The 12583-nt window shown below is 57.9% G+C and carries 15 protein-coding genes; 11 read left to right on the top strand and 4 right to left on the bottom strand.

Annotation, left to right across the window (positions count from 1 at the left end):
• Positions 1-2: 2 nt before the first annotated feature.
• Complete coding sequence (gene ddlA, locus AFK63_RS13840) at positions 3-1103, bottom strand: D-alanine--D-alanine ligase (protein WP_038864407.1); 1101 nt, start codon at positions 1101-1103, stop codon at positions 3-5.
• Positions 1104-1234: 131 nt separating this feature from the next.
• Between ddlA and AFK63_RS13835 the strand changes: the two genes are divergently transcribed.
• The 4 genes from AFK63_RS13835 to AFK63_RS13820 all read left to right on the top strand — a co-directional run bounded on the left by AFK63_RS13835 (position 1235) and on the right by AFK63_RS13820 (position 5925).
• Positions 1235-1936: an extensin-like domain-containing protein gene (locus AFK63_RS13835; protein WP_038864406.1), complete on the top strand. Its 702-nt coding sequence runs from the start codon at positions 1235-1237 to the stop codon at positions 1934-1936.
• A gap of 168 nt (positions 1937-2104) precedes the next feature.
• Positions 2105-3307 carry a multidrug efflux MFS transporter gene (locus AFK63_RS13830; protein ID WP_038864405.1) on the top strand — a complete coding sequence of 401 codons (1203 nt, stop codon included), beginning with the start codon at positions 2105-2107 and terminating at the stop codon, positions 3305-3307.
• A gap of 233 nt (positions 3308-3540) precedes the next feature.
• Positions 3541-3801, top strand: a complete 261-nt coding sequence (iraP, locus tag AFK63_RS13825) for an anti-adapter protein IraP (protein WP_038864404.1) — start codon at positions 3541-3543, stop codon at positions 3799-3801.
• Positions 3802-4506: 705 nt separating this feature from the next.
• Positions 4507-5925 carry a sugar porter family MFS transporter gene (locus tag AFK63_RS13820; protein WP_038864402.1) on the top strand — a complete coding sequence of 473 codons (1419 nt, stop codon included), beginning with the start codon at positions 4507-4509 and terminating at the stop codon, positions 5923-5925.
• A gap of 38 nt (positions 5926-5963) precedes the next feature.
• On the opposite strand, the gene proC is transcribed toward AFK63_RS13820, so the two are convergent.
• Entirely contained in the window at positions 5964-6773 is an 810-nt protein-coding gene (proC, locus tag AFK63_RS13815; RefSeq protein ID WP_038864401.1) for a pyrroline-5-carboxylate reductase, read from the bottom strand.
• Positions 6774-6885: 112 nt separating this feature from the next.
• Here proC and AFK63_RS13810 point away from each other — a divergent pair, with 112 nt between their 5' ends.
• The 3 genes from AFK63_RS13810 to AFK63_RS13800 are packed head-to-tail and all read left to right on the top strand — an operon-like array spanning position 6886 to position 8321.
• Entirely contained in the window at positions 6886-7401 is a 516-nt protein-coding gene (locus AFK63_RS13810; protein ID WP_038864400.1) for a hypothetical protein, read from the top strand.
• A 9-nt stretch (positions 7402-7410) separates the two neighbouring features.
• Positions 7411-7866, top strand: a complete 456-nt coding sequence (locus AFK63_RS13805; protein ID WP_038864398.1) for a DUF421 domain-containing protein — start codon at positions 7411-7413, stop codon at positions 7864-7866.
• Positions 7866-8321 (top strand): YaiI/YqxD family protein, encoded by a 456-nt coding sequence (locus AFK63_RS13800; protein WP_038864397.1) that lies wholly within the window; start codon positions 7866-7868, stop codon positions 8319-8321. Before AFK63_RS13805 ends, AFK63_RS13800 begins: the two co-directional genes overlap by 1 nt.
• Here the strand turns inward: AFK63_RS13800 and AFK63_RS13795 are convergent.
• Positions 8318-9094, bottom strand: coding sequence for a DUF2076 domain-containing protein (locus AFK63_RS13795; protein ID WP_053531578.1), 777 nt, complete (start codon positions 9092-9094; stop codon positions 8318-8320). The two genes, AFK63_RS13800 and AFK63_RS13795, sit on opposite strands and share 4 nt — an antisense overlap.
• A gap of 360 nt (positions 9095-9454) precedes the next feature.
• Between AFK63_RS13795 and aroL the strand changes: the two genes are divergently transcribed.
• The 4 genes from aroL to ppnP all read left to right on the top strand — a co-directional run bounded on the left by aroL (position 9455) and on the right by ppnP (position 11538).
• On the top strand, positions 9455-9979 hold the full coding sequence (gene aroL, locus AFK63_RS13790) for a shikimate kinase AroL (protein ID WP_038864390.1): 525 nt from the start codon (positions 9455-9457) through the stop codon (positions 9977-9979).
• 52 nt (positions 9980-10031) lie between these two features.
• The gene (locus AFK63_RS13785) at positions 10032-10223 is read left to right on the top strand and encodes a YaiA family protein (RefSeq protein WP_038864389.1); all 192 of its coding nucleotides are present in this window, start codon (positions 10032-10034) and stop codon (positions 10221-10223) included.
• A gap of 269 nt (positions 10224-10492) precedes the next feature.
• A complete protein-coding gene (locus AFK63_RS13780) occupies positions 10493-11170 on the top strand; it encodes an AroM family protein (protein WP_038864388.1) in 678 nt (225 codons plus the stop codon).
• Positions 11171-11253: 83 nt separating this feature from the next.
• The gene (ppnP, locus tag AFK63_RS13775; RefSeq protein WP_038864387.1) at positions 11254-11538 is read left to right on the top strand and encodes a pyrimidine/purine nucleoside phosphorylase; all 285 of its coding nucleotides are present in this window, start codon (positions 11254-11256) and stop codon (positions 11536-11538) included.
• Positions 11539-11571: 33 nt separating this feature from the next.
• Here the strand turns inward: ppnP and rdgC are convergent, their stop codons facing one another.
• Positions 11572-12483, bottom strand: a complete 912-nt coding sequence (rdgC, locus tag AFK63_RS13770) for a recombination-associated protein RdgC (RefSeq protein WP_038864394.1) — start codon at positions 12481-12483, stop codon at positions 11572-11574.
• Positions 12484-12583 lie beyond the last annotated feature (100 nt).

Below are 12583 nucleotides of genomic sequence, written 5' to 3'. Positions count from 1 at the left end.
CTTTAACCGGTGATGGAGCTTTTCAGCGACGCGTCGGCGCGATGACGCTCCAGCGCCAGTTCAATCAGGCGGGTGATCAGTGCCTGGTAACCGATGCCGCTCGCCTGCCACAGTTTCGGATACATACTGATATTGGTAAAGCCCGGCAGCGTGTTGATCTCATTAATAATCACCTCGTTTTCCGGCGTCAGGAAAACGTCCACGCGCGCGAGGCCAGCGCACTCCAGCGCCTGAAACGCGCGCACGGCGATGGCTCGGATCTTCTCGTTGATCTCAGGCGCGATATCGGCAGGCACCACCACGCGGGCGGCCTGATCGTCGATGTATTTGGTGTCGTAAGAGTAAAACTCGCTGTTGACCACGATCTCGCCGCAGGTGCTCGCCTGAGGATCCTCGTTGCCCAGCACCGCGCACTCGATCTCACGGCCCTGAATGCCGGTTTCCACCACCACTTTATGATCGAATTCAAAGGCCAGCGCCACGGCGGCGTGGAACTGCGCCTCGTCGTTGACTTTACTGACGCCGACCGATGAGCCCTGGTTCGCCGGTTTGACGAACAGCGGCAGGCCCAGCTGCGCTTTAACCTCGGCGAAGGTGATGCGCTGGCGGTTTGCGCGGGTAAGGGTAATAAACGGCGCGACGGCGAGACCGGCGTCGCGCAGCAGTCGCTTGGCGACGTCTTTATCCATGCTGACCGCCGAACCCAGCACGCCTGCGCCGACAAACGGAATATTTGCCATGCGCAGCATCCCTTGCAGGGAACCATCTTCGCCGAGCGTGCCGTGAACGATGGGGAAAATCACATCCAGTTGCGGCAGCGCCTGGCGGTTGTCAGAATCAATCAGCTGCTGCGCTTGCTGGCCCGGGATCAGCGCGACGTTTTTCTCCGAGCGGTGCAGGGCGATGCGCGCCGGGTTATCGGCATTCAGCAGATAGTGCGACGCGTCGTTAACATGCCACTGGCCTTGTTTATCAATGCCAAGCAGCACCACGTCGAATTTTTCTTTATCAATCGCATCGACGATATTTTTCGCCGACTGAAGCGACACTTCGTGCTCCGCCGATTTTCCGCCAAACACAATGCCCACGCGCAGTTTTGCCATTTTTACAACCATCCTCAAAGCAGACGAAAGTCCACAACATAGCACGCCCGGCAGGTGGATTCATGTGGTTCGTCGCCACGCAGCGCGAAGCGGTTATACTTTGATTTTGTGTCTGGTTTTCTGGCGGTGGCATGGCGAAAAAAGGGATAGCGATGGTAACGACCCTGGCGTTAACGGCGCTGGCAGGCGTCTGGCTGTATGATTCTCTGCCCGCCTGGTACAACCCCTTCGCGCCACTCTCGCCGCTCGATCCGCCGACGATGGTGACGCGCTACAAACTGCGCCAGATGGCGAAAAATCCGCAGGCGTGTCTGGCGCTACTCGACGAAGCCCGTAAGCGGGACATGATCCAGTACCGCGTCCAGGCATCGACCCGGGGCAACTGCCCGCTGAATTCGCCGGTGCGGGTGCAAAGCTTCGGCGAGGTGAAACTCAGCAGTTCGTTTCTCGCAAGCTGCCCGCTGGCGCTCAGCAGCGCCATGTATGTGCAGCAGCAGGCGAAACCCATCAGCGCCTCTGTGATGGGCAGCCCGCTGGTGCGCATCGACCACTACGGCAGTTACGCCTGTCGCAATATCTATCATCGTGCTAATGCGCGTTTAAGCGAACACGCGACGGCGGACGCGCTGGATATCAGCGCCTTTCGTTTTGCCAACGGCCAGCAGATAAGCGTGCTGAAAGGCTGGAAGGAGAGCGGCCCGCGCGGCGAGACGCTGCGCGCGCTGTTCGGCCAGAGCTGTCTCTACTTCGGCAACGCGCTGGGGCCGGACTATAACGCGGCGCACGCCAACCATTTTCACTTAGGCATGCGCGGTTTTGGCATTTGCCGCTAAGGATAATCGTCGGCGCAGGCGGCGCTCTGGTGTGATAAATGTCACAAACGATTTTATATTAATAATAAGCATCCAAAATATCTCAGGCCGCACTGATGGGCATATGTCTTTTGGCGCATCCTGATACTCTTATACTTCATCGACTTACAGAAAGCAGATAGCGCGCGTATGGAATCCTGGAAGGTTAATCTTATCTCCGTCTGGTTTGGCTGTTTTTTTACCGGCCTTGCTATCAGTCAAATCCTTCCGTTTTTGCCGCTGTATGTCGCCGAGCTCGGCGTGCAGTCGCACGAGGCGCTGTCGCTCTGGTCAGGGTTGACGTTCAGCGTCACCTTTCTCGTCTCCGCGTTTGTCTCGCCGCTCTGGGGAAGCCTCGCCGACCGCAAAGGCCGCAAGCTGATGCTGCTGCGCGCCTCGCTTGGCATGGCAGTGGCTATCCTGTTGCAGGCGTTCGCGACCAGCGTCTGGCAGCTCTTCGCGCTGCGCGCGCTGATGGGGCTCACCTCCGGGTATATCCCTAACGCGATGGCGCTGGTGGCCTCGCAGGTGCCGCGCGACCGCAGCGGCTGGGCGCTCAGTACGCTTTCCACCGCGCAAATAAGCGGCGTGATTTTAGGCCCGCTGATGGGCGGTTTCCTCGCTGACAGCGTCGGGCTGCGCCCGGTCTTTTTGATAACCGCGCTGCTGCTGATGATAAGCTTCGCGGTAACGTTATTTCTGATTAAAGAGGGTGCCCGTACAGCGCTTTCCAGAAGCGAACAGCTTAGCGGCAAAGCCGTGTTCGCCTCGCTTCCCGCGCCGTGGCTGGTGGTGAGCCTGTTTATCACCACGATGGTCATTCAGCTCTCTAACGGCTCCGTCAGCCCCATTCTGGCGCTGTTTATCAAAGAGCTGACGCCGGACAGCAGCAATATCGCCTTTTTAAGCGGGATGATCGCGGCGGTGCCTGGTGTGTCGGCGCTCCTGAGCGCACCTCGCCTCGGGCGGCTTGGCGACCGCATCGGCACTGCGCGGGTGCTGATGGCGACGCTGGTGGTCGCGGTCGTGCTCTTTTTCGCCATGTCGTTCGTCACCTCGCCGCTACAGCTCGCGGTGCTGCGTTTTCTGCTCGGCTTTGCCGACGGCGCGATGTTCCCGGCGGTGCAGACGCTGCTGGTGAAATACTCCTCCGATAACGTGACCGGACGTATATTTGGGTACAACCAGTCGTTTATGTATCTCGGCAACGTGCTGGGGCCGCTGATGGGGGCCGGGATCTCCGCTGCCGCCGGTTACCGTTGGGTTTTTATCGCCACGGCGATAGTGCTGCTGCTGAACGTGTGGCAATTTGCCGCAGCCTTAAGACGTAACGCAAAAGCTGTAAATAATTAAACTGCCGCCGCGCGGGGGAATTAATTTCTTACGTCAGGCCGCTGTTAAGCGAGGGCGGATAATCGTTTTCTTAGCGGCATTGATTTATTCCAGTCAGTAAAACGTTTCGCTCACGGGAATTTTTTGTGGCGCCGCACAAAACCGATGCGCCATTAAAAAAAGCCGCTGCGATCACTAGGCAATCCCGACGGCTAATGATAACTTCTCAGCAACAATTTCACGGGAAGACAGTGATGAAAAACCTTATAGCTGAGTTGCTGGTCAAGCTTGCAGAAAAGGAAGAAGAGTCTAAAGAGCTGGTGGCGCAGGTCGAGGCTCTGGAGATTGTCGTCACCGCCTTGCTGCGTCATCTGGATAACGAAACGCAACAGACGCTGATTGCGAGCGTGGAAGGGGCGCTCGAAGGCGTACAGCCGGACAGCCACATTCCGCAGCGCGATACCGAACTGCTCCAGCAATACGTAAAAAAGCTGCTGCGGCACCCCAGATCATAAACAGGTGAAGGGGGAGCCGCGTTATTTTTCTGTCACATGATTGCGCTACGCTTGCGACACAGCGTTATTCGCCAGCGCTATTTTCAGGAGGCGTTATTCCCGTTATGTGCATCAGGAAATACCCTGCGATACTGCCATTATTTTCAGACCCTTTCTCCCTTTGTCGCGCGCTTTATCCTGCAGGTATGGCGCTTTTGTAATAATAATTTTACCGTATCACGCTTTCGTTAATTACGCCCGCCTCTCCTTTATCAGCGCAGCTATTTTTATGTGCGTCATAAGATTATTGTCTGGCTGACAAATACGACGACAGAAATAACCGGCTGCGATTTTTCTCTCTTACTTTTATATAGCGGCGGCTGGCGGCTGTACGTTCTGTGCTCGCCTGCCGATGGCGCGCCGTTTTCCGGCGGGTTAAAAAGCCGCCAGCCTCTCTGACGGAAACAGGAAACTCTCTGATTGTCCATGAGAGAAACGGCGGATTAACGTTGTGTTGTTTTAAAAATATGGCGCTTTATCACATTAATTCCCACCATGCGGGGATATAGCGCGAGGTGAAGCGATTTTTCGGTTTTATAACCTGCATCACAAAACATTACTTCACAGCAATTTTATCCATATCTTCGCCGTTTCCCGCCTGACCGCTCAGCGGCGTTGCCACTACCGTTATGAAGATGGCCGATTGCCTTTAACGGGAGAAAAAAGATGTCCTCGGTAAGTGAAGTCACGCCTGCTGCCAGCGCTCAGGAACGTAAAGCGCGCCGCATGAACCTGTTTGTTTCTGTTTCTGCCGCTGTCGCGGGCCTGCTGTTTGGCCTGGATATCGGCGTTATCGCCGGGGCGCTGCCCTTTATCACCGATCATTTCAGCTTAAGCAGCCGCGCCCAGGAATGGGTAGTGAGCAGCATGATGCTCGGGGCAGCGCTGGGCGCGCTGTTTAACGGCTGGCTCTCCTCGCGGCTCGGGCGTAAATACAGCCTGCTGGCGGGCGCCGTGCTGTTTATTCTCGGATCGCTCGGATCCGCGTTTGCGCATTCGCTGGAAGTGCTGCTCGCCGCCCGTGTGATCCTCGGTATCGCGGTCGGGATCGCCTCCTACACCGCGCCGCTATACCTCTCGGAGATGGCGTCCGAGAAAGTGCGCGGCAAGATGATAAGCCTGTATCAGCTAATGGTGACGCTCGGCATTCTGCTGGCGTTTCTGTCTGATACCGCGCTCAGTTACAGCGGCAACTGGCGCGCCATGCTGGGTGTGCTGGCGCTGCCCGCCGTGATCCTGCTGGTAATGGTGGTGTTTTTGCCGAACAGTCCCCGCTGGCTGGCAGCCAAAGGGATGCATATCGAGGCGGAAAATGTGCTGCGGATGCTACGCGACACCTCGGAAAAAGCGCGCGAGGAGCTTAACGAAATTCGCGAAAGCCTGAAGGTGAAGCAGGGCGGCTGGGCGCTGTTCACCGCCAACCGCAACGTGCGCCGCGCCGTGTTTCTTGGAATGTTGTTGCAGGCGATGCAGCAATTTACCGGTATGAACATCATCATGTATTACTCGCCGAAGATCTTTCAGATGGCGGGGTTCGCCAGCACCGAACAGCAGATGATCGCAACCGTCGTGGTGGGGCTTACCTTTATGCTCGCCACGTTTATCGCGGTATTTACCGTGGATAAAGCAGGGCGCAAACCGGCGCTGAAAATCGGCTTCAGCGTGATGGCGCTCGGCACGCTGGTGCTCGGCTACTGCCTGATGCAGGTCGACCGGGGGCAGATCTCCACCGGTATTTCGTGGCTGTCCGTCGGCATGACCATGATGTGTATCGCGGGCTACGCCATGAGCGCCGCGCCCGTGGTGTGGATTTTATGCTCGGAAATTCAGCCGCTGAAGTGCCGTGATTTTGGCGTCACCTGTTCGACCACGACCAACTGGGTATCGAACATGATTATCGGCGCCACCTTCCTGACGCTTATCGATCATATCGGCGCAGCGGGCACGTTCTGGCTTTATACGGCGCTGAACATCGCCTTTGTCGGCGTCACGTTCTGGCTTATTCCGGAAACCAAAAACGTCACGCTCGAACATATCGAGAAAAACCTGATGTCTGGCAAGAAACTGCGCGATATCGGGCAGTGAGCCAACAAAAAGGGCTACCGCGGGTAGCCCTTTGTTTTTTAGCCCTTGCTGAGCTTTTCCGATTTGGCCATGCACTGGGCCATCGCTTCAATCACGGCGGCGCGCATGCCGCGCTCTTCCAGTACCCGCACCGCCTCGATGGTCGTGCCGCCTGGCGAGCAGACCATATCTTTCAGCTCGCCCGGATGTTTGCCGGTCTCCAGCACCATTTTCGCCGAGCCCATCACCGCCTGCGCGGCGAATTTATAAGCCTGCGCGCGCGGCATACCGCCAAGCACGGCCGCGTCGGCCATTGCCTCGATAAACATAAAGACATACGCCGGCGCGGAACCACTCACGCCCACCACCGGATGGATCAGGTACTCCGCCACCACTTCCGCCTCGCCGAAGCTTCGGAACATCGCGAGCACATTCTGGATATCTTCGTCGCTGGCGAGCGCGTTCGGGGTGATGGAGGTCATACCGGCGCCCACCAGCGACGGCGTGTTCGGCATGGTGCGGATAATTTTGCGATCGTGTCCCAGCACGGTTGCGAGCTGGTCAAGCGTGATACCGGCGGCGATAGAGACCACCAGCGAATCTTTGTTCAGACTGGAGGCGATATCGCTCATCACTTTCAGCATGATGTTGGGCTTCACCGCGCCGATGACGATATCCGCCGCCTGAGCGACCTCCTGCGCGCTGGAGGCGGTATTAACGCCATATTCCTGCTTCAGCGCCGCCTGGCTCTCTTCAGAGGGCGTATACACCCAGACGTTCTCCGCCCGCGCCTGGCCGCTCGCCAGCAGCCCGCCAAGAATCGCCTTGCCCATATTGCCGCAACCGATAAAGCCTGTTTTCTTCTCCACAGCATCACTCCGTTTTATCGCGTCCAGAATCACAAGGGGTATAGCTTAACGCGCTTTCAGGCAATCCGTTAAGGCTTCGGCTACGCTTATCCTGAATCCAGGGAGATGTGTGATGGCGAAATCTGTTTCTGACGAACGCGTCAGCCGGGAGACGCCGGTGCGCGAACATATGCATGCCCAGCGCGTCGAGTGGCGCATACAGCAGGGCGGAAACTGGCTGCTGTTTACGATTGTCGTTATCGCGCTGCTCGGCGGGTTTTCCGACGGCTGGCTGAGCGAAACCTCAATCACCAACCGCGAAAAAAGCCTGACCATCGAATACCAGCGTTTTCTGCGCGCCGAGAGTGACGAGCCGTTTGCGCTGCGCATTCAGGGGCCGAAAAACCAGCCGGTGACGCTGACCTTCGGCGGCGCTCTCCCCGATCGCTTCGTGCTGCAAACGCTCCAGCCGCAACCGGTCGTCGCGCATACCGGCCAGCACACCCTGACGCTCACCTTCCCGCCGACGCCGGATGGCGCGCACGCGGTCTGGATGGTGACGCAGCCGCAATCGGCGGGGCGCCTGAGCTCTACCGTGACGCTGAACGGCGCGTCGCCGGTACATCTCACCCAGTGGGTTTATCCGTAGGAGAACAATATGGACAGCGTATTACGCGCCGCAGGCATGTATTTTCTGCTGCTGGTGGTGCTGAAAATCGCCGGTCGCCGCACCTTAATGGAGATGAACTCATTTGATTTCGTGCTGCTGCTTATCATCAGCGAGGCGACCCAGCAGGCGCTGCTCGGCAACGATTTCTCCTTCACCGGCGCGGCCATCACTATCATTACGTTGATTGTGCTGGATATCGTGCTGAGCTGGTTGAAAAACGCGTTTCCGCGTCTCGATTTGCTGCTCGACGGCTCGCCGCTGATCCTTGTGGAGAATGGTCGGCTACTCACTGCGCGCATGAAAAAATCCGGAATTTCCCGCGACGATATCTTAAGCTCTGCCCGCACCAGCCAGGGGATTGAGCGGCTGGAGGAGATAAAATTCGCCATCCTTGAGAAAAATGGCAAAATCTCCATTATTCCCGCCGATAATCAGGAGTCGTAATGCCAGTCTGGGTGGATGCCGACGCGTGTCCGAAAGTGATTAAAGAAGTGCTGTTCCGCGCCGCCGAGCGTACCGAAACGCACGTGGTGCTGGTGGCGAACCAGCCGCTGCGCGTGCCGCCCTCGCGGTTTATCCGCGCGCGCCAGGTGCCTGCGGGTTTCGACGTGGCGGATAACGAGATTGTGCGCTGTTGCGAGCCGGGCGATTTAGTCGTGACAGCGGATATTCCCCTGGCCGCTGAGGTCATAGCGAAAGGAGCGGTGGCGCTGAACCCGCGAGGCGAACGTTACAGCGAAGCCACGATCCGCGAGCGCCTGACGATGCGCGATTTCATGGATACGCTGCGCGCCAGCGGCATCCAGACCGGCGGTCCGGACGCCCTGAGCCAGCGCGACCGCCAGCAGTTCGCCGCTGAGCTCGACAAATGGCTCAGCGGCCAGAAGCGGCAGGCTTAGACCCAGTTATCGTCGTCGCCGCCGAAATCATCGCCGCCAAAGTCATCGCCCGCGAAGTCGTTATTCCAGTCTTCTTCGCCGCTTGCCGGCACATAATCGTTGCTGTTGTCCTGTTGCAACCCGGCGTCCTGATTCAGGAACTGGCTGTCATCCGCCTGGTTGTAATCTTCCACGGCATTCACCGGGGTGTTATCTGCCGGTTGCGCCGGTTCGTTGATGATATTGACGAGTTCTTGCGGCTGGTGGTGACTGAACATGCTGGTCAGCATATTGCCAAGCACCACGCCGCCCGCGACGCCTGCCGCAGTCTGCAGAGCGCCCGCCATAAAGCCGCCGCCGCGCGGGGCGTTATTGTAATACTGGCCCTGGGCCGCCTGCGGCGCATAACCAGCGGGCGGGGCGCTCTGGTACTGCTGCGCGCCGGGGATAGGATCAGAGCCGCGAGCGACCGCCTGCGGACGCGGCGGTTCCTGTTCGTGCTTATTGCCGCCAAACAGCCCGGCCAGGAAGCCGCCGCTGCTCTGCTGGCGGCTGGCGGAATGCTTAAGCTGTTCCACTTCCGCTTCCAGCGCCTGAATACGGCCATTAAGCTGTTTCATGGCCGCTTCCTGGATAAGAATGGTTTGCGCCATATAGTACGCCGCGCCCGGCTGAGCGCGCATGTGCTGCTCAATCCAGCGCTCGGCGTCCGCGTCGCGCGGCGCGCTGTTTTCGCCGGCGGCTTTGAGTCGGTCAAAAAGCCCGTCGATCAGACGTTGCTCTTCAGATTGCATGATTCATCCCTCTGTCATTGAACGCGATAATAGTAAGTCTGGAGAAAAATCCACACTTGTAAATGTCCGGTGCGTAAAGGAAATAAGAAATATGTAACCGGGTGCGGCGGATAGTGGGGTTGTGCCGGGCGTTCCCTTTCAAGTATGGTGGGCGCGTTTTGCGTATTCTTGCGAGTGGTAGCGTGGCTTTACACTTGGCATTGACCCGAACGGTTGTTCCTCGCGGGGTTTCACGCGACATCCGCACTTTTGTAAGTTTAAATTTACGCCTGTCCTGTGTACTAGTTTATTGTTAAACTCATGGCTTACGGCCTGCGTTTTCACCCTTTCGTGGCTTGCGAAAGGCGAGGTAATCCATCCATGAATCAACCCATTTATTTAATCGGCGCGCGCGGCTGCGGCAAAACCACTACCGGCGAGGCGCTGGCTCGCGCGCTGGCATACAGCTTTGCCGATACTGACCGCTGGCTGCTTGAGCAGACGCAAATGACCGTCGCCGAGGTGGTGGAGAAAGAGGGCTGGCCCGGTTTTCGCGACCGTGAAAGCCAGACGCTGCAGGCGGTGACTGCGCCTGCGACAGTGGTGGCGACAGGCGGCGGCATGGTGCTGCGCGAAGAGAATCGCGAGTATATGCGCCAGCACGGCGTGGTGATTTATCTCAGTGTGCCCGTGGCGGTACTGGCGCAGCGGCTTGAGGCGTTTCCGGAAGAAGGGCAGCGCCCGACGCTCACCGGCAAGCCGATGACGGAAGAAATCGCCGAGGTGCTGGCAGTGCGCGACGTTCTCTACCGCGCCTGCGCGCATCATGTGATTGACGCCGCCGACGCCCCGGCAAGCGTCGTCTCGCGCATTATCGCAGCGCTGCAACCGGCGCACGCCAGCTAAGTGCCGGGATTGTCTATACTTAAAGCTCGTCCCCGATAATTAAGGAAGAGCTATGCCGAGCAGACCCCCCTATCCGCGCGAAGCGCGCGTGGTTCCCATTGAAAAAGGCGTGCCGGGTAAAACCGTCACCAGCTATCAGCTGCGTGCCGATCACCCGGAGCCCGATACGCTTATCAGCGAGCACCCCACCGAGCACGAAGCGCTGGATGCCAAGCGCCGTTACGAAGATCCGGATAAGTCCTGACCGCCGATGGCGGCAGGCGCCAGCGTGTCGCTGCGCTTACCGCCAGTCTGAAAAAATGCGCCTGCCGCTTTGTATCACACCTTTCATCCAAAGCTAATGTTAACGATACGTTATGATTATTATGCTGCGGCAGGCGCGGTTTCGCGTGTTTGTCTCCTGTGCTGCGCTGGAAAGCTGCTACGCTTTCTGATTCCCCCTTCGCTTGCGCTCAAGTTTCAGGCAAAGGGTGTCGTTATTAATGTGAGAGGCTGTAAACCAAGGCGATAAAAATGTGTGCGACTCTGGCGATAATTACCATCGGCGTAGTGCCTGTCAGCGAGGTGCTGCCGCTGTTAACGGAACATATCGATGAGCAGCAAATCACCCATCTGAGTCTGATGGGTAAGCTGTCGCGCGAAGAGGTCATGGAAGATTACGGCGTGTTGGGTCAGGAAGAGACGCTGGTGACCCTGCTCTCTGACGGCGAAAAAGCGACGGTATCGAAAGCCAAAACCGAAAGGGCGCTGCAAAGCGTTATCGAAGTGCTCGACAACCAGGGGTATGACGTCATTTTACTGATGAGCACGCAGCGTTTCTCTGGTTTGCGGGCGCGTAATGCGATATTGCTTGAGCCGGACCGCATCATTCCGCCGCTGGTGGCGTCTATTGTCGACGGGCATCAGGTGGGGGTGATTGTGCCGATCCCGGAGCTGATGGATATACAGGCACAGAAGTGGCAGGTGCTGGAAAACCCGCCGCTCTACTCGCTCTCTAATCCGTTTTACGGTACGGAAGACGAGCTGGTCGGCGCCGGGCGCGATCTGCTGGCCCGCGGGGCGGATGTTTTGCTGCTCGACTGCCTCGGCTTCCATCAAAAACACCGCGATTTACTGCAAAAGTCGCTTGATGTGCCAGTGCTGCTGAGCAATGTTCTGGTGGCGCGGCTCGCTTCCGAACTCCTTGTCTGAGCGCGGGTCACAATTTGCGTGACAGCGCTCAGGCTGGCCCTCTATATTGTTTTTCCAACCATTTTTTCGATAAGGGCCTGCTTATGCTTCAGAGTAACGAATACTTTTCCGGTAAAGTGAAATCCATTGGCTTCACCAGCAGCAGCACAGGCCGCGCCAGCGTCGGTGTGATGGCGGAAGGCGAGTACACGTTTGGCACCGCGCAGCCGGAAGAGATGACCGTCGTCAGCGGCGCGCTGAATGTCCTGCTGCCAGGCGAAACTGAATGGAAAACGTATGAGGCGGGGCAGGTCTTTCACGTGCCAGGGCACAGCGAATTTCATTTGCAGGTGGCCGAGCCGACCTCTTATCTCTGTCGTTACCTGTAATTGCGCCGCCCCGGACGGGGCGACGCGAGCGAATTAACGCTGGGCTTCGCCGCCCAGCGCTTCCACTAAGTTCTGGATCAGCGCCGCCAGTTCGCCAGTCATTAGCGTGAAATCGGCGTCAAAGCGCTGCGCCACGTCTTCACGTGCAATGTCGTCGTTCTGATCGCGCAGCTCGTCGGCAAATTTCAGACGCTTGAGCGAGCCGTCCTCGCACAGCATAAATTGCACGCGCTGTTGCCAGTCGAGCGCCAGCTTGGTCACCACTTTGCCCGCTTCGATATGCACGGCGATTTCGTCGCTCACCAGCTCCTGTTTTTTACAGCGGATCACGCCGCCATCTTCAAGGATTGCCTTAAGCTCCGCTTCATCGAGCAACTGAAAGCCCTGCGGCACGTTATTAGCGCGCACCCATTCGGTAAGCGTCAGCTCGATCGGGTTTTCCAGCGTCAGCGGCACCACCGGCAGCGAGCCGAGGCTTTTGCGCAGCAATGCCAGCGTGTCTTCCGCTTTTTTGGCGCTGGCGCAATCCACCACGATAAGTCCGCTGGCGGTATCTATCCACATCATGGTCTGGCTGAAGCGGCTGAAGGCACGCGGCAGCAGCGAGTGCAGCACTTCATCTTTGAGCGAATCTTTTTCCGTCTTTTTCAGTTTGCGGCCCTGATCGGCCTCCAGACGGGCGATTTTCGCTTCCAGCGCCTGTTTGATGACCGGCGCCGGGAGAATTTTTTCTTCTTTGCGCGCGCAAATCACGATCTGGCCGTTGGCGGCGTGGGTAAGCGCGTCGCTGCCGCCGCCCATCGGCGGCACCCAGCCGGTTTTCGCCATATCCTGGCTGCCGCACGGGGTGAAGGTAAACGCAGCTAACTGTTTTTCCATCTCATCCGCACGCAGCGCCGCGTCGCGGTTTAAGCGGTAAACCATTAAATTTTTGAACCACAGCATGTTGATTTCCACGGCCTGGTAGTTAAACGCAGCGGGCATGATAACGAATCAGCCGCAGCGTTTCATTGCCTTTCACGGACAGGTTATCTACTCTCCAGGT

It is taken from the genome of Cronobacter muytjensii ATCC 51329 (assembly GCF_001277195.1).
GTDB lineage: Bacteria > Pseudomonadota > Gammaproteobacteria > Enterobacterales > Enterobacteriaceae > Cronobacter > Cronobacter muytjensii.
Note: the sequence above shows the minus strand (reverse complement) of the source record. Positions and strands in the feature narration are given on the sequence as shown.